Genomic DNA, 19,901 nt, shown 5'->3' with positions numbered 1-19,901 from the left:
AAAATATTGATTAATGATAGTTGTTTATGTTTGTGTGTATTGTGCTGTGTGACTGTATGCGAAATATTCTTGTTTCATGTTTTTAAATATGTGACTTTTTAGATGTCTTGTTGTCTTATTTACAGAAGTTAACCATTCATTTTTGTGTAAAGTATACTTATAAGGTATATAATATATCTAAAAAATAAAGTATGATATATATCATGTAACAAAAATAGGAGCTTGAATTACCTAATAATCGGATTTTGCGATAATATTTTTAGTAATATTTACAAAATAAGGGTAATTTGGTTTATTATTTTCTTTACTTAAACATGAATGGTGAATAAAGTTTAATAATTTATTGTGTAATGGTTGTTTTTTGTTCGTCATTTTAAGTTTATATATATGATTTTCACAAAACTGATCTTGCATTGTTAAAAAATGTTTTTAAGTAAGAAATAAGTAATAAATTTGCACTGCTTTAGAGAAAAATATGAATATGCGAATATTTATATTTAAGTCCCCACTTATCTAGGCATGTACCACATATTGTATCAATATGTGGCGTATGATCTTGTGCGTTGAGGGCAGCTTCCAAAGCATTGCATTAACACCATCTAACGCATGAGATTTTTGAGTAATCCTTATAACGCAAAAAGTGATAAAGCTATCTTCGAAACGATAGTGCAGCTAACTATTGTATTAGTGGCTTTGCAGTTTTTATTATCGCTAATCAATATTAATATTACGTTTGGATACTTCATCCTACCTATCATATACGTTATGATAAAATATGACCGTACAGAGGTCAATATCTTTAATAAATTACAATTACATTTTGTAGGTACTTTAGGAGTACTATTATTAGCTTTTAGTGAAATGACAATGCTATATGAGATTGTTAACCTACTTTTTTTGGTAGGATATCTATTTGCTATTTGTAAAAATATAAACTCAGTACACGCAAAGAACTTAAGTTATAAGGCATTTAACTTTATTAGCTTTTTTAGTTTTTATGCTGTTGCTGGTACTGTAATTTGTTTTTTCTATTTCCTAATGGATTTATTTGATAAGAGCTATGGAGTAACAAGTTCTTTCTTATTTGGTGGAATAGATTTCTTTGCTATTTTGTTTTCGACACTTACTTTGATTGTTAGTCGTTCAGAAGAAACTGTTGAAAATGAAATTAAGGAGGTAACAAATAAGATTATAGATGCTCCAGTGTTGAATGTTGTTGTTACTGATGCATTAGAGAAAGAAATGAGTGGTCAAGTAGAGAGCATTATTCAATACTTTGAAAACTCAGAAGAGTATTTGGATACTAATTTCTCTTTAGATCATTTGGCTAAAGAAGTTGAGATGAGTAAACATCACTTGTCAGAAGTTATCAATCACGATATGAATACTAGTTTCTATCAGTTGTTAGCAAAGTATAGAATAAACCATGCGAAATTTTTAATAGAAAAGAAACAGAACTTGACTATTGAAGCAATAGTAGATGAGTGCGGATTCAGTAGTAAGTCAACTTTTAATAAATATTTTAAATATTTCGTTGGTCAGACACCATCAGGTTATAGAAGTTTGGTAGCGTAAGGATAAGTTATGGAAGAATATTTATACATACTTATTTTATCAGCAGCAATCGTTTTCGCATGTATATCTTACTTTATAAATAATAGATTAGTTAGTAAAAGAAGTTCTCAGAGAATTTTAAATTGGTTTTTACTATTTATGATTCTTCATTGTACAGTAACTATTCTAGTGCGATTCTTTTTTGAAGAAGAAACATTTGTTTATTTAGGGATGCCGTTTGGAATATTTTATGCACCATATTTTTACTGTTGTTTTAAAACGTTTGTAAAAGAGGTTAAAGAAAATGCTGATACAGGTAAAAGTGCGATAGTATTTTTTAAAGATGACTATATTCACTTTGTACCAGGTGTTCTTTTTTTTATTGGATATATCATTACCTTATTTAATTTAGGCAGTGTTGATGTAGAATTTTTGATTTACTACTATTTAGTTAATTATGTAGTATTAGGAAGTCAGCTAATTCTTTATGCCATTTTTGGTTATTTAGCAGTCAGTAAGTTAAATATATCTAATTCTGTACGCTTATTAGTATTGCGTGTTATTTGGATTATGGTTTTTGTGGGAATTGTTTCAATAGGATTAGTATTGTACAATGCAATTCCTAATAATGATGGTAATGTATTATATCTAGGGGTGCTGTGTTTAGCAATGACTATTTTTTTCTATTATGTAGAAAAATTGAAAAGCGATGAGGTTTATATTAACCAAAGGGAAGAGGAGAAGTCTGGAGATATAGTTGATGTAGAGCTAAACAAGTATGAGAAATCTAAGTTTGCAAACGAATTTGTAGATGAGTATAAAGAGAAAATAGAAAAAGTAATTCTTAAAGATCAATTGTTTTTAAAAACAAACTGTTCATTGGATTTAGTAGAGAAATTAACACGTATACAGAGACATCATCTGTCACAGTTCTTCTCTACTGAATACGGTAAGAATTTCAATACTTATATCAATGAGTTGCGAGTAGAATATGCTAAAGAGACATTGAAAGCTAGAGAATACAATGTTTCTGTTAGTGAATTAGGAGAAGAATGTGGTTTTAACTCAAGAACATCTTTCTTTAGAGCATTTAAAAAATATGTAGGAGTATCTCCTTCAGAGTATATTGAGAATCAACAAGTCAGAACGACAAACAACAATAATTAATTACCTCGATTTTACATAGCCAGTGTAGAATCAATCGCTACAAAAAAGTCACAACGTTTCGCCAATGTTGTGACTTTTTTTTGTTTTAAGCAGATCTGTTTTGTTCTATATAATGATATTTTACTTTCTATTTTGTGCGTTAAGAGTGTTGAAATACTGCCACGATATCATAAAAATATCAGTGGTATCTGTGTTCTTTTTTGGTAAATATGAGAGGGGACTCTAGTTGTAAGATTTACTTTTTTTATTGTAGTATTTGTGATTCAAAAAACGATTTTTGCTGTTTCAAAAGTGTGTTTTTGAGACTGTTTTTTATTTCTTTCAGGTGTTTGCCTTTTTTTTAATGAGAAATACTTATTGTTTTTGTAAGTGTCTGTTAGCGTGGTGTTAATGGTTTTTTGTTTCATGTTTCATTTTGTTGGTACGTCTTTCGAGCTAATGTTTTGGAACATTTTATCTCTCCTTTTAAGAGAAATTTGTAGCATAAATAATGCGCGTATAGAATTAAGGTGTATGCGTGTAAAATGATGCTAATAAAAACAAAACTAGGCATTGTTAATAATTTAATTATAAAAGACTACTTGATCTAAGATTCATTTGACTAGAACTTTCTTCAGTAGCATTTTTTTAAAATAAGATATTAATCATTATTGTTATGAAAAAAAGATTACTTCCTGTTGCACTTTTATTAGGAACTTTTGCTACTAATGCCCAAGTAGGTATTGGTACAGCAACACCTAATAAATCTGCAGAATTATTAATCGAGTCAAGTAATAGGGGTTTATTGATTCCTAATGTTGCATTAACTAGTGCTACTGACAGAACAACTATCACAAATGGTAATGTTCAAAGCTTGATGGTTTATGCTACAAAAATTTCTGAGAAGAAAGATATTACTCCAGGGTACTACTATTGGGATATTAACAAATGGGTTCGTTTAACAGCGGATAAAGATATACCTCAGATAGTAGTGAATAATTTCCAAGAGATTGTAAATAAAGATGGTGATAAAGTACAGAATATCATCAAGAACATCGTTAAGAATACAGAAGGTAATGTTATCTATGAAGGTGATAAGTTTTATACGTTCACTAAAGATGGTGACAAAGTTGTAAAACAAGAGATAAAAGATAAATTGACTTCTATCGTGTATGATGAAGTTACTGGAGACTATATTTATTACAATGAGAATGCTGTAGATCGCAATGGCAAAATCATTGGTGAAGGTATTCGCATTAAAGTAAAAGAGACAGTTATCAATAAGTTTGGTGATATCATCAATAATAACACTGTTCAAGAGCACATTACTAATTACTTAGATGGAACTCATGTAGGTGGAAATGTTTATTATGATGGTGATAAGCTTACTTATGTAACTAAAGGTGGTGAGACAAAAGAAGTTTCTATTAATCAAGTTATTACTGCTAATGAAAGTAAGACTGCTATTATCTCTGTAAATAAAAAGCAATATTACGTTTCTGAAGAGTATCTAGTAGCTAATAAAGGTGTAGTGCCAACTACAGTAGATGCAGCTAATTTACCAAAAGGAATATATGCTATTGATGTAGTTGGAGGTGTTGTAAATAACTTAGAAGAGATAGTAAATAACGGACCTGTTACTGTTGATGGACGTACATTCAAAACAGTGAATGATTATATTACTTACCTAACAGAGTCTAAAGGTGGGTTTACTAAGATTGTTTATGATCAATCTACAGGGGATGTTATATTCCAAGAATGGGATGAAACTACTCAAAAATATGTGAATGTAGATAACTCTAAGTTTAACACTATTGTTAAAGGTAATGAGACTTTGACTACATTGATAGATAAAGGAGATGGTACTTTAGAGTATACTGATGAGAAAGGGAAGACAGTATCATTTGATAGCAATAAAACAACTGTTGAAACACAGAATGGTGTTTACACATTCAAAGACGGTAAAGGTGGAGTGATTACTGCTATTGATACCAATGCTAAAGCTATAGGTTATGATAATACTGATTCAGGATTAAGCTCTAAAGATGTACAAAGTGCTATCGATGAAATCGTGAAATCTTTAGGATCTGGTGCAGATGTGTCTATTAAAGATAATAATAACGGAAGTTTCTCAGTAGTATCAAAAGATGGTACTGTATTAGGAACAGTTAATAAAGCAGGGTTAATAGATAACACTAATGGTACTTATACATTTACTAATGGTAATGGTAAAGATGTTACTATTGATGTTCCACAATCTGTAATTAACCAGTTTGATAAAATTATCAATGGAGGACCGATTACAGTTAATGGAAATACATATACTACAGTAGAGGAGTATTTAAAAGATTTTGTTGAGAAGAACGAAACTGTAACTACGCTAAAAAACAATAATAATGGTACCTATACTTACACAAGTGAGAATGGAACAGAAACTATTATTGATATTCCATCAAGTGTAGTTAAGCAATTTGAGACTATTGTTAAACAACCTGTAACAGTTGATGGACGTACATTCACTAATGTTGATGAATATATTAAATATGTAACTGAAACAAAAGGTGGATTCACGAAGATTGTTTACAATAAAGAAGGAGATGTAGTATTCCAAGAATGGAATGAAACTAAGAAAGAATGGGTTAATGTAGACAACTCTAAGTTTAGCACTATTGTTAAAGAAAATGAGACTGTTACTACATTAGTAAAAAACGTAGATGGTACTTATACTTATTATAATGAGAAACAAATAGGTGCAGATGGTCTACCATTAACAGGTGAGACAGGAGTAACTATTGATCCAAAAGAAGTATCTGTTGCTTTAAATACCACAAAGAATGTGTATGAGTTCAAAAACTCAAAGGGTGATGTAGTTGGTGAGATTGATGCGAATGCTGGTGGTATTGTATATAATGACAATTCAACTCAGTTAGGAGCAACAAATGTTCAAGGAGCGATAGAGAAGTTATTAGAAAAAATTACTACAGTAGAAGGTACTAGTGGTGATTTAGTGGTATCAGGTGGTCTTGAATTTATTGCTAAAACAACTGGAGTTAAAGCATTATTAGCAGATGCTAATATCCAAGTAGCAAATAAAGGAATCTCTACTGAGAAATTAGACGATAAAGCAGTTACTAACGAGAAGTTAGGTGAAAAGTCTGTATCAGCGGATAAGATGACTTCTTTTACTTCAGAAAATGGAACTACTAATCCTGTAGCAGAAGGACAAATCCCTGTAGCTGATGGTAAAGGAGGAGTTGCTTATAAAGAAATCTCAGGTGAGACTCTTAAAGGTAAAGCTCTTACTTCAGGTTCTATCTCAGTATTTGGTGGAGAAAAAGCTCTTTTAGATGGAACTGTTATCGAAGTTCTAGGTGGAGAGAAAGATGGTCAAGTGTTAATTACAAAAACAAAAGAAATAGTTGTTGGTAAAAATGCTGACGGTACAGATAAGAAAGAAACTCATAAAGTTACTGAATGGGTAGATCCTAAAGAATTTGTGTCAGGTACTGTAAATGCTAAGAATGGTATTACAGTTGTAAATAACGCAACAGATGGTAGTAGTGAGTTTAAATTAGGAGGTTACTTAACAGAAGCAACTGTTATCGATACTAAAGAGAACACATTAGCTATCGCTAATATGGATTTAGTAGAGAAAGGAAAAGTATTAGAGAACAATCTAGTTATTGCTGATGCTAATGGTGTGTTAAAACAAACTTCTGCTAAGAACTTGATTGAGGATGTTATCACAGATGGTAAACTTGAAGCTAAGGACTTAACTTCTCAATCTATTATCGTTAAAGGAGGAGAGAATTCTTTATTAAAAGATACTAATCTTGAGATTAAAGGAGGTACATCTGAAGGACAAGTATTAGTGTCTACACCAGAACTTGATGCTAACGGACAACCTGTAGTTGATGAGAATGGTAAAGGAGTATATATCACTAAATGGGTAAATGCTGATAAGGTAGGTGTAGAAGTTACTAATGGTATTCAAAAGATTACTGGTGATGATGGAACTATTAAATTAGGTTTAGGTGGTACTTTAACAGAGCCTAAAACTAGTATTACAACTACAGATAAAAATGTTTTAGCAATAGAGGGATTAGCTAATATTGATAAACCAGTAACTGCTGGTAACAATCTAGTTATTGCTGATGCTAATGGTGTGTTAAAACAAACTTCTGCTAAGAACTTAATTGAAGACGCTGTTGAAGCAGGTAATTTAGAAGCAAAAGCTTTAACTACAGATGGAGTTATTGTGATAGGTACTGATAGTACATCAACTACTGTTTTAGCAGATAATTCATTATTAGCTGATGTAAAATTAAACATAGGAAAAGATAAAATAACTGCAGATCATATTGCTACAGGTGCTGTAACGTCTGACGAGATATTAGATGGTACGATTAAGCCTGAAGATATGGAATCAGCTGGAAAATCTAAAGTATTAGTTACTGGAGCTGATGGTCAAGTACAGTGGATTGATCAATCAACTTTAAATAATAAAGATACTTTCACAGGAAATGCTCCAATTAGTATTGTAGAAGGTTCAACTAATACAACTGGAGGTAAAGATTATGTGATTCAGATTGCTGATGCGAATGGTACTACAGCTGGTGTTACTAAACAAGCAGAAGTAGATCCAACTATTTTATTTAAAGATGGTGTAGCGTCTGTTAATGTTGAAAATATAGCAAAAACACAAGGTAAAGCTCTTACTTCAGGTTCTATCTCAGTATTTGGTGGAGAAAAAGCTCTTTTAGATGGAACTGTTATCGAAGTTCTAGGTGGAGAGAAAGATGGTCAAGTGTTAGTTACAAAAACAAAAGAAATAGTTGTTGGTAAAAATGCTGACGGTACAGATAAGAAAGAAACTCATAAAGTTACAGAATGGGTAGATCCTAAAGAATTTGTGTCAGGAACTGTAACAGCAAAGAATGGTATTACTGTAGTAAATGATAAAGACGGTAATAGTGAGTTCAAATTAGGAGGTGCTTTAACAGAGCCTAAAACTAGTATTACAACTACAGATAAAAATGTTTTGGCTATAGAGGGATTAGCTAATGTTGAGAAGCCAGTAACTGCTGGTAACAATCTAGTTATCGCTGATAAAGAAGGTGTATTAAAACAAACTTCTGCTAAGAACTTAATTGAAGACGCTGTTGAAGCAGGTAATTTAGAAGCAAAGACATTAAAAGGAGTAGGAATTACGGTAACAGCTGGTGGTGTTGAAGGAACTGATACTTCAGTAGCTAGTTCTCTATTAAAAGATGTGACTTTAGGTATTGCTGATAAAGCAATAACAGCAGGTAAATTAGATGCTGGAACAAGTACATCAGATGCTCCTAGAGTTGGTATTGCTGATAAAAATGGAGATGTAATCTACCAAGATTTAGAGACGCAGGTTCAAAACACTCAAAAGACAGTTGTTTTAGAAAATGGTACAAATACAACTGTTTCTAGTCGAGTAGATGTAGCTAAACCAAATGAAACTATCTGGAAAGTAGATGTTGCAAATGCTGTTAAAACGGTTACTTCGGCAACATCTTTAGTAGCAGAAGATGCTATAATCCTAGTAGATGCTAATGCAGCTACAACAGATGGGATAGTTATTACTCTGCCAACTGCAAGTGAAGAAAATAGAGGAAAAAAATACACTATTAAAAAACTTGACAAGAATGAAGACGGTTATGTAGTTATTGAAGGAAACGTAGCAGGAGTAGAAAGTGGTAAAAAGCTAGAAACAGGCTTACCTTACTCTGGATGGGACCTAGTATCTGATGGTACTCAATGGCAAATCGTTAACAAATTTTAATCACCTTACTTAATTAGAAATCAAAATGAAAAAATTAATATTATCAGCTACAGTAGCTTTCACAGTTTTAACAACTTCAAATATATACGCTCAACAAGGATTCGGAACTAATACACCAGATAGATCATCTGCTGTAGATATCGTTTCGGGTAAACGTGGTTTATTGATTCCTAGATTTGATATTCCAAATTTAGACCAAGGTACTCCAGTAATTAATCCTGCTAATGCTTTAATGGTATATAATATTGGATCGAAAACACCAGCTGGTTTTTATTACTGGGATGCAAATTTTAAACACGAAGGCGGATCTAAAGGTAGATGGGTACGTTTCGTATCTTCTAACTCAGGTAGTTCAGTAACAGTTTCTGCAGGAGATAATGTGACAGTTACACCAAAACCAGATGCAAACGGACACGATATCGATTATAATGTAAGTGTAAAAGCAGGAACTGCTCCTAACCAAGTATTAGTTACTAAAAAAGAAGGTGACACATTTGTTTCAGAATGGGTTAATCCTGAGGTGTTTTTAAAAGATATAGTAGCAGGAACTAATGGTGTGAAAACAGAGGTTGTTAAAGATGATAAAGGAAATGTTATTAATACCGTTGTAAAACTAGGTGGAGATTTAACAGAGAAAACAGTTTTAAATACTGGGAAAGATAAAGAATTAGCGATAAAAGGACTTGAATTATTAACAAAAGACAATGTAGCTGGACATAATATCGTAGTAATGGGATCTGACGGTATCTTAAAGAATGTATCAGCTAAAGATTTAGTAGAAGATGCTATAGATAAAGGTGCTATTAATGGAAAAGCATTAACATCTACTGGGAAATCTATTGAAATCAAAGGAGATGCAGTTGCTACAGCTCTTTTAAAAGATGTGAATATCGAAGTTAAAGGAGGAGAGAAAGCAGGTCAAGTATTAGTTACTAAAGAAATTACAGATAGCGAAGGTAAAGTTACTCATGTAACAGAATGGGTTGATGCATCTGCTTTAGGTAATACAGTAAAGTCTGGTCAAGGTATTACAGTTAAAGATGACAACACTGTTAACTTAGGAGGTAAGATTAAAAATGATGGTACTACACCAGGTGCTATTATTGACTTAACAGATACTAAAGGTGATAAAGCGGGTGATATTGCTATTAAAGGATTAGAAGAGCTAGTAGGCAAAGAAGCTACTACTGGAAATAAATTAGATTCAGGAAGTGATAAACTTGTTATCGCAGATAAAGATGGTGTGTTAAAACAAACATCAGCTAAGAACTTAATTGAAGATGCTGTAGATAAAGGAGGGTTAACTGCTAAAACATTAACTACTGATGGTAAAATTGTTATTGGTGATAATAAATCTACTTTAGATAAATTAGATAATGCTGTTTTAGTAGCTACTCAACTAAGTATTAAAGAAGGAAGTATTACATCTACAGAGATTCTTGATGGTACAATAGCAAATGTTGACTTAGGTAGCGGAGCTGTATCAGCAGATAAAATGACTTCTAATACTACAGCTAATGGAACAGCTACTCCAGCAGGAGAAGGACAAATACCTGTAGCAGATGGTAATGGAGGAGTAACTTACCAACAAGTAACAGGAGAGTTGTTAAATGGTAAAGCATTAAAATCTGAATCAATTGTTGTAACAGGAGGAGCAAAAGCTTTATTAGATGAGACATCAATAGAAATAAAAGGAGGTACTACTGCAGGTCAAGTATTAGTTACTAAAGAAGTTAAAGATGCTGAAGGAACAGTTACAGGAACTACTACTGAATGGGTTGATGCTTCTGCTTTAGGAAATACAGTTACAGCTAGTAATGGTTTAACTAAAGAAGGTAACGATATTCAATTAGGTGGAATAGTTGATAAAAAAACTGTTTTAGCGATTGATAATACTAAAGGTGGTTCTTTAGCAATTACTGGATTAGATTCTCCAGCTAAAGATAAAACAACAAAAGTAGTTGTAGTAGATACAGATGGTAAATTAGCTACAATTGATAAAGGAGTTGGTAACGTTACAATTAATAAAGAGGGAGATGTTACTATTGGAGGAAATAATTCAGTAGTAAATAACTATCACCCTTCAATGGAAGAGATTGTTATCGAAGTTACTTTAGGCGCTACAGATACTAATCTTAGCCTACCAGCTGTTAACGGTACAGAAGGACAAACAATCAGCGTTAAGATTGTAAATGCTGATGAAAAGCACAATGGTTATTTAAATATCAAATCAGGAAGCGATGTTTTAGCTTATGGAGCTATGCCATTCCAAGGATGGATTATTAAGTCTAATGGAACGAAATGGATCGTTGTTGGACGTAACTAATAAAAAATAGAATACAAAAGATGAAAAAGACATACATAGGATTTGCCGGACTTAGTTTATTACTTTTATTAGGAACTCAAACAGTTCAAGCACAACAAGGATTCGGAACAGATAAACCAAATAAATCAGCAGCAGTAGATATACAATCCTCAAAAAGAGGATTGTTGATACCACGTGTGAATTTAAAATCAACTGTTGATGCTGTGACTATCGATAGTCCAGCTCAGTCATTGATGGTATATAATCAAGCAACTACAACAAGTGGAACTAATGATGTTACTCCAGGTTATTACTACTGGGATATAGATCGTTGGGCTCGTTTTGCTAAACAATCTGAGATTACTGAGATAGAATTAAAAGGTGATGTAACAGGTAAAACAGGAGATACAAAAGTTGTAGCTATTCAAGGAACAAGTATTTCAGATGTTGCTCCAACTGCTAATCAGGTATTAACTTATGATGTAACAGAAGGAAAATGGAAAGCGGTAAGCTTAACAGAAAATAACCTGACAAGTTCAAAAGGAATTACAGGTACTGGGATTACTGTAGGAGGTACAGATAATGGAGCAGGATCAGTATTAAAAGAGGTAACTCTTTCGATTACACACGGTGAAGCTAATCAAGTGATGGTAACTAATGCTGATGGAAATGGAACTACTTGGGTAGATCAATCAACTTTAGTTCCTACTACAACTAACGAGTTAATATCTAATGGAAACACACTTACATCTAATGTTAATGGTGTTTCTGAAACAGCTAATATTGTAAATACAATTGAAAACACTTTAGATAAAGATAATAAGTTAGTTACTACAGTTAATGGTAAATCAGGAGAAGGATTAGACTTAACACCAGCTATCGAAGCAGGACAAAAAACAACATCAGTTAAAAATGGTTCTGATAAAGTTACTGTTGTAACTACAGGAGCAGGTACAAAAGATAAAAATACAGAGTATACTGTTGATGTAGTAGAAAAAGAACTAAGCCTACAGAATATTGGAGGTCAGGTAACTAATACACAAATTACTGATGGTGCTGTAACAACAGAAAAGATCAAACCAGGTAAAAATGGAGAGGTATTAGTTACTGTAAATGATGGTGAGAAAGAAGTAACTAAATGGGTATCTCAAAAAGATATCGTTAAAGCTAACGAAACAGTTACTACTATTAAAGGAGGAACAAATATTACTGCAACTAAAGCTACAGACTCTCATGAGTACACTTTAGATGTTCCAACAGCTACTAAAGATGTAGCAGGGGTAGTAAAACCAGGAAAGGGATTAGATGTTGCTACTGATGGAACTTTAACAGTAAATTACGATACAGCTAAAAAAGAATTAGCAACAGGTAATGTTACTTCTTCTTCAATTGTTGTTAATGATGATAAAGGAAGTGTAGGTTCTACATTTAAAGATGTTACTTTAGAAATAAAAGCGGGTACTAATGGACAAGTAATGGTTACTAAAGAAGGTAAAGCTACTTGGGTAGCACAATCTGAAATAGTTCCTACAACTACTAATGCTATTAAGACTGATGGAACAAATATTGTAACAACAGTTAACAATCAAAAAGCAGAATTAACTTTAGCAGGTGATGTAGTATTAAAGAATGGTGAAACAGTTGTAGGTGGTATTCAAGGTACGCCTGTAAGTGAAACTAAACCAGCTGCTGGACAAACTTTAGTTTATAATACAACTACAAATACTTGGGAACCAGGTACACCAAATGTAGGAGTTGACAACGTTACTGATGGTAAGAATTTAACTGCTGCAGATGGAGATGCTGCAACAATTGAAGTTGTAAATGGTGGATTAAAAGCTGTATTAGTTGAGACAAGTTTAAGAGTAAAAGAAGAGTCAATTACTTCTAAAGAAATTAAAAATGGTACTATTAAACCAGAGGATGTCGCTAAAGCTGGCAAGAATCAAGTATTAGTTACTGATAGTTCTGGAGTTCCAACTTGGAAAAATCAAAATAAAGTAGCTCCTCAGTTCTTCTATATGCCAGCAGTTATTTTTGATACAAAGTCAAAAGGGACTAAATTAAGTAGAGATTTATATAAAGAGTATGTAGATCAGTTTACAGGAGGAAAAGTAGGAGTAGGAAATGCGGAATATCCTATTGCTCATGGTGCAGGTGGATATACAATGCCTTATACAGGAGGAATAGTAGGGAGTACTGATGCTCCAGCAGATATAGCTGTATTTGATAAAGGAGAGCTTCATTACTATGTGACTTATTATGACACAAAAGTATTTGCTAATTTGAGTATAGATAAAGATGGTAAGCTTACTTATGACATCATTGGTAATGCGACACCTGCCTCATATATGAATATCGTTTTTGTAATCAAATAACGAAAAATAGTTAGGTATCTTTAGCTTAAGATACTTATTAAACTAAATTATAATTACAAATATAATATGATATATAAAATTATAAATAAGATAACAATCAAAGTAGTACTTACTCTAAGTTTAGTCTTAGGAGTAAGTACCACTATGTTGGCAGATGGTTCTAGAAATCTATACCCTAGTGGTGTGAGTGGACATCGTGCTTTTTTATTAGGTAAGGGATATGCTTCACCTGAAGCAATACCTTTTCCAAATGAAGGAGCACATTACGTGTATGCTAAAGAAGGAGAAATCATCACAATGGCATCTTCTGCCCAAGGAAATGGACGTTGGGATGCTAAGGGAGGAATTAATTTATTTAATCCTGTTGGTATTGAAGTTATTAATAATCAAATAGAAGGACAAATTCCAAGTCGTTCTGCTGAATTGGCAGGGCCTAGGTTATCAGCTACTAGTCAAGGTGGATATACTCCTATTTATTATGAAGTTCCAAAAGGAGGAGAGGGAATTTATCGTGTAGAATTTGCTTCTAGAAGTACATCTGCATCTAGTGCTATAGTTAGTGCTAATGGTAATTGGATTCAAGGTAATAATGCAGCTATTGCAGCATGGGATGTGTCAGTGATTAATAAGGGTAAAACTAAGTTTATTGAGGGACGTGTTTATACTACAAATCTGAATTTTACTAATGGGAATGATAATGCTGTTGCGTATCAAAATGTTAATTTTAATGGACGTTTTTTTGTTCGTACTAATGATGGGTTTACGTATAGAGTGACTCATAAGGGGTCTTCAGGTATTGTATGGGCATTTTTTGTGAATAACAATGGTTTTTTTGATTATTACACAAAGAACTCTTTATATAAGAGTATGAATAGTGAAGCTAGTCAAGTTATTCATAATATTCATAATCCTAATACTCCAGATGATGATAGTAATATTACCCATAAGATCTACTATACATTACCTGCGGAAGATATGCCTAATAAGGCAAAAGTTGCTATTAATAGTTCATCTTATGGTTTGACTACATGGTTAAATCCTACAGTTATAGAGCCAGAAGTATCTAATGTGAAGATAGTAGGTGCTGAAGGGACAGTAGGTGTTTTTGGACATAAAGGTGGGTACATAGAGTTTGACGCTCCTATAAGTGGACAGCAGTTTACGATTGATATCATAAATAATGGATTTGTATTTAAAAAATTAGAAGGAAATACTAAAGAAGGACACAATAAAATTTATTGGGATGGAGTAGGAACAGATGGAAAAACGAAGCTAAAAGGTGTAGTTCCGGTTGATCTAAATGTACAATTACAAGGTGCTGAAGTTCACTTCCCTTTCTTTGATATGGAATATAATATAGGAGGTATAGCTATCGAATTATTAGATTATCATAATTATAATAATGTTCTATCAGATTTAGTATTTTGGGATGATAGTGATATTACAGAAGGTTTTTGGACAAAAGATCGTTGGAATCGTGATGTATGGATGGATTATACAGTAGGTGATAAAGTTAATCCTATAAAAAATACACATTTAATTCTAGGGAATAAAGGAATTAGTAGTAATATTAATGGACATAAGTGGGGAGCAAATGGTACAGGTGCTATTGGTACATTTGGTGATAAAAAGTCAATGGATACTTGGACGTTCAGAGTTGGAAATAAAAAAGAGATTAAGACAGAGGTTGTTATAAAAGAGGCTGACCTTTATACGAATATTACTTATAAAGTAGGTGGTACTAGTAAAGGACATAAAGGAGATACAGTAGATTATGTAGTGACAGCAGGTAATAAAGGACCTTCTGATATTATAGCAGATGCTAGTAAAGGAATTCATGGTGCCCCTTTTACATTTACAGTACCTCCAGGAGTGGATGTAATCAATCCAAAAGGAGTAAAAGCAACTTTTAAATGTGCGAATGGAAATGCTAAAGAATCAGTAGCACTTACTTATGATCCTCTAACGCGTACATTCCGTTCAGAATTACAAATACCTAATGGATGTACAGTTGAGTATAAAATCACGGGAGTGTTAAACGGTATGACAGGATCAATGATTGCAGAATCAACGATTATGAGACCTGCTGATGTTTCTGATCCAGATGCAACAAATGGAGACCCAAATGTGAAACCAACGAATCCACATTATGAATGTTATAATAATGATTCAGGTAATTTACCTGGAGGAAATGGATCAATAGGATGTAACAATATCAATGAAGTTGTCTTTATGGCACTTGGAGAATGTGTAGATAAGATATTGTATTTTGAAGATTTTGATCGTGGATATTGGAATGTGAATTCTGGAAGAACGGATTGGAGTCAACGAGCTTCTATTAGTATAGGAGCGAATGGAGAGATATTGAGAAATCAGGATGGTTCGATAAAAAGACAAGGCCCTAGAGGAGGAGCGACAGCATCTTATCTTTTTGCACCAGGTGTTAACGATAGTCGTTATGCAGGTGCGAATAGAAATCCTCATAGTGAAACTATCTCTGTAGCACGTATCAAAAATGGATATTACTCTGTAAATCCTCCTGGGTATGTACAGATGGGTATCCCTACAGCAGATTCTTGGCATGAAGGAATATGGGTAGAGAATGCACCAAGTAATGATCCAACTGAAGCAAATAGTAATTTTGACTGGACTCCAGCTTGGGATAATGCTAAAGCGATAAGAGATATGTCTGGAGCAGTAAATGGTTCAGCATTCTTAGTAAGAGGAGCTGCTTCAGCTGCGCAAAGTATTAAACCGTTTTATGAGTTTGAATTAGCAGAAAAAATAGAGAAAGACAGAGTTTATACTTTAGATATCTATTCTTATGTGACTTACCATGATAAAGATTATATGATCATGGATGTGTTAGATAAAGAGACTGGTCATATCTATGCATCAGTTCCATTGAAGTATGGAGGTGTTGGATTGCCAGAAGGAGCTAAGCCAGAAGGATTTAGTTTAGGATGGGTACCGTTGACAGCTAGTTTTACATTTGCTGAAGCTGCATGTGATGATGTAGTAAGTAAAAATGTGAAGATTGCTATTCGAGGAAGTCAGGATAGAGCTTTAGAAACTGGAAAAGGTTTTGGACATACTCTGATAGATAATATTACATTCTCTAAGCGTATTCAGGATCCAAGTTGTGGAATCCATGTCTCTAATATTACTTGTGCAGATGAGTGTTATCAAGACATCGTAGGTAAAGGTTTTGGATGGTTTTATAGTGCTGGAGAAAAACCAGGAGGTAGCAATGTGGTTGAGAAGTTTGAACAACCTGCTACAGATGGAGGATTTGTTGTAGATATTTATCGATTAGACAATTCTTTTAATATGGTTATTAATGGAGTGCCTCTTTATAAAGAAGAATTAGAGTTTGAAACAGGACATGCAAATAGAAATGTGCGTTTTAAGTCTGATGGAAAAAGATTTGGAGAGACAGGAACTAGTGCTGTTTGGAATGTAAATAAAAACCCTAATGGTGATGAAAGTGATAATAAACATATTGATCTGAATGATCGATTTAATAATCCTTCACCAGTTATCCGTGTTAATATTGATAAATGGGGGAATGTAACATTATGGGGAAAAAGAACTACGGATGATTCATTAGAAGAATTGGAAGTGTATGATAGATCTAATGGAAATGTAGCGGTACCGTTGCAAGTAGTACATTGGATTTCAGAAGGAACAGGTACAGATATCAATAAAGTAGATGTAACTCAAAATGTAATTGGTCAAACGATGATGTATGGTTTTGGTTATGGTCAACAGCAAAAAGAGTGTGAAACTTGTACTATAGAGAAAGAAGGGGTGTTTACAGATGAGAGTAAAGATGGATATGCACAAGTAGGAGAAACAATCTTATATACTTTCGATGTGAAAAATGCTGGTGATATGGATATAGAGGATATTGAGATTATTGATCCATTGTTTGGATTTACTATTAAGCTAGATGAGCGCACTCATTTACCAATACAAGAGGGAGTGACTTTCTCAGGTGATAAAAATAATAATGGTATTTTAAATAGAAATGAGACTTGGACGTTCACAGTATCTTATAAAGTAACGGAAGCTGATGTATTCGAAACGAAAGGGGTTTACAACCGTGCAACTGTAACAGGAGTTGGTAGATTGTCTAAATCAACACGTAATGTTAAGGAACTTTCAACAGATCCAACACCATATAAAGAAGGTGACGAAGGATGGGATGCTACTAAAGAATTTCATACTTATGTACCTTTAAAAGGGAATGGATTATTGATAACGAATCCTATGATTTATCAAAAAGTGAGATAATAGAATAATAACTGTGCTAGTCTCGCACTAGCACAGTATTTAAAAACTGAAAACTATGCAATCAAAAAAAATATATAAATCAGTTGCCTTATTAGGTTTGGCATTGCCAGCTACAGTAGTAGCACAGCAAGCTAAGAAAGACCAAGTAATGGTAAACCAAGGAAAGATTTCAGTAGCAGAAGGTGGTGTAATGTCTACTATCTATGATTTTGACAATACAAAAGAAGGGTATGTAAAGAATGATGGAACGGTTTATTACTACAGCAACTTTAACAATGACAATATTTATGATCACAGCACTAACGCCAAAGGTTCTAAAGCTGTGTTCACTCCTTTTGAAGAAGCAAAAGGAGCTCAGCATATCACTGGAAGCCAACCTTCTAATTTCTTTGATGTAGTACTAGACAACTCTACTAAAGATATGGCCTTTGACCTAAAGAACGAGGCTAACGTAAGAGGTAGTGTAGACTTTAAAGATGGTATTATTAAGGTAGACTCACTAGCAGGGATGCTAACCTTCCACCAAGGAGCGAAAGCACTTAAGCCTACAGACAGAAGCCACGCAGAAGGATATGTAGAGAAGATAGGTAATGAGGAGTTCCAATATCCTAAAGGAGATAAAGGACTATACCGTTATGCTAGAATCACTGCTCCAGATCATGTAAAGGATGCGTATGAAGGAAAGTATAACTTAGATGATAAGAACTTCTTTAGAGCGCGTAGTGCTAAGTCAGGAGTGATTAACTTACTAGATGAGCGCGAGTACTGGACAGTAGATAAAGGAAGTGATAATAGTAAAGGAGACATCATGCTGACACTGAGTTGGGATGAGCGTACGACACCTAAAGAGTTATTAGTGAACCCAGAGAAAGAATTACACATCGTACGCTGGGATGCTAAGCAACAGCTTTGGGTAGACGAAGGAGGAGTAGTGGATGTGGAGAAAAAAGAGATCACAACACCTACTAGTGTGAAGGGGTACGGATTCTTTACATTAGCTACTGTGAATACAGACTTAATCTTAGACGGAGATATCGTTATTTACAACCTTGTTTCTCCTGATGGAGATGGTAAGAATGATTACTTCATCATAGATAATATCAACAGATTCCCTAATAATACAGTAGAGATTTATAACCGTTGGGGAGTTAAGGTATTTGATACGAAGAGTTATGACAGTGCAGGTAATGTGTTTAGAGGATACTCTGATGGACGTGTTACTGTAAATAAAGGTGAGAAATTACCTACAGGTACTTATTTCTACATCGTGAGTTATGAGTATAAAGACGCTAGCGGTTCGCGTATGATTAAGAAATCGGGTTACCTACATTTAGAAAGCAATAAGTAAGAGAATATATGAATATTCAACAAAACATAAAGAAAATCGGAATCAGCCTATTCGCCTTAGGCTGCTTTTCTCAAATGCAAGCTCAACAAGATCCACAGTATACACAGTATATGTATAATGCTAATATGATCAACCCTGCTTATGCAGGTAGTAGAGGAACACTGAACGTGTTTGGGATGTACAGAACACAGTGGGTAGGACTAGATGGAGCACCTAAGACAGCGAATGTATCTGTGTCTACACCTCTTGGAGAAAGTGGATTAGGACTAGGAGTGAACTTTACCAATGATCGACTAGGAGCGATGGATGAGAATAATATCTCTGTAGATTTAGCTTATGCTATTGACTTAAATGCTGATTATAAATTAGCATTCGGGTTAAAAGCGACTGCTAACCTATTAAGTGTTGATTATACCAAGCTTAATATCCACAATCCTACTGATCCTGTAAGCCAAGAGAATCTAAACAACAAGTTTAATCCAAATATTGGAGCAGGGGTTTATCTATACTCTGACAAAGCTTATGTAGGGTTATCAGTTCCGAACTTCTTGACTACAGATCGCTACGATGATAATGATATCACGACGATGCGTCAGAAGATGCACTTCTATTTAATGGGAGGATATGTATTCGATGTGAGTGAGAACTTATTATTTAAGCCAGCCGCTTTAGTTAAGGCAGTAAGTGGTGCACCATTACAAGTAGATTTGACAGCTAACTTTTTGATGTATGACAAGTTTACTTTAGGAGCGGCTTATCGTTGGGATGCTTCAGTGAGCGCCTTGGCAGGATTCCAGGTAAATGATAATTTATTTGTAGGATATTCTTATGACTTTGAGACTACTGCGCTTCAACGTTATAACTCAGGTTCACACGAGATCTTCTTAAGATTCGAATTATTTAACCGTCGTAGTACAATTAATGCTCCTCGTTTCTTCTAATAAAAGAGGACTTAAGAAAACAAGTATGAAAAAACAGCTATTGAAAATAAGCTTATTGACAATGTTGCTTTTCGTAGGTATTAGTACTTATGGACAGAAAGTAGCAGAGAAGAAAGCG

General features: G+C 33.7%; 8 protein-coding genes. All 8 read left to right on the top strand.

Annotation, left to right across the window (positions count from 1 at the left end; genetic code table 11):
* Positions 1 to 606 precede the first annotated feature (606 nt).
* Entirely contained in the window at positions 607 to 1,575 is a 969-nt protein-coding gene (locus MODO_RS10735; protein ID WP_006258692.1) for an AraC family transcriptional regulator, read from the top strand.
* Positions 1,576 to 1,713: 138 nt separating this feature from the next.
* Positions 1,714 to 2,721, top strand: coding sequence for a helix-turn-helix domain-containing protein (locus tag MODO_RS10730; protein WP_230486172.1), 1,008 nt, complete (start codon positions 1,714 to 1,716; stop codon positions 2,719 to 2,721).
* 655 nt (positions 2,722 to 3,376) lie between these two features.
* The gene (locus tag MODO_RS10725) at positions 3,377 to 8,515 is read left to right on the top strand and encodes a phage tail-like protein (RefSeq protein WP_016361640.1); all 5,139 of its coding nucleotides are present in this window, start codon (positions 3,377 to 3,379) and stop codon (positions 8,513 to 8,515) included.
* Positions 8,516 to 8,540: 25 nt separating this feature from the next.
* Positions 8,541 to 10,841, top strand: a complete 2,301-nt coding sequence (locus MODO_RS10720; protein WP_006258689.1) for a phage tail-like protein — start codon at positions 8,541 to 8,543, stop codon at positions 10,839 to 10,841.
* Between the two features lie 20 nt (positions 10,842 to 10,861).
* Positions 10,862 to 13,198 (top strand): phage tail-like protein, encoded by a 2,337-nt coding sequence (locus MODO_RS10715; RefSeq protein ID WP_006258688.1) that lies wholly within the window; start codon positions 10,862 to 10,864, stop codon positions 13,196 to 13,198.
* Positions 13,199 to 13,264: 66 nt separating this feature from the next.
* Positions 13,265 to 17,494, top strand: coding sequence for a CLIPPER-2 domain-containing protein (locus MODO_RS10710; protein WP_006258687.1), 4,230 nt, complete (start codon positions 13,265 to 13,267; stop codon positions 17,492 to 17,494).
* Between the two features lie 55 nt (positions 17,495 to 17,549).
* Positions 17,550 to 18,842, top strand: coding sequence for a T9SS type B sorting domain-containing protein (locus tag MODO_RS10705; RefSeq protein ID WP_006258686.1), 1,293 nt, complete (start codon positions 17,550 to 17,552; stop codon positions 18,840 to 18,842).
* Positions 18,843 to 18,850: 8 nt separating this feature from the next.
* Positions 18,851 to 19,783 carry a PorP/SprF family type IX secretion system membrane protein gene (locus tag MODO_RS10700; protein WP_006258685.1) on the top strand — a complete coding sequence of 311 codons (933 nt, stop codon included), beginning with the start codon at positions 18,851 to 18,853 and terminating at the stop codon, positions 19,781 to 19,783.
* The last annotated feature ends 118 nt before the right edge of the window (positions 19,784 to 19,901 follow it).

Source organism: Myroides odoratimimus (assembly GCF_001485415.1).
Classification (GTDB): Bacteria; Bacteroidota; Bacteroidia; order Flavobacteriales; family Flavobacteriaceae; genus Flavobacterium; species Flavobacterium odoratimimum.
This window is presented reverse-complemented; position numbering and strand designations above follow the sequence as displayed.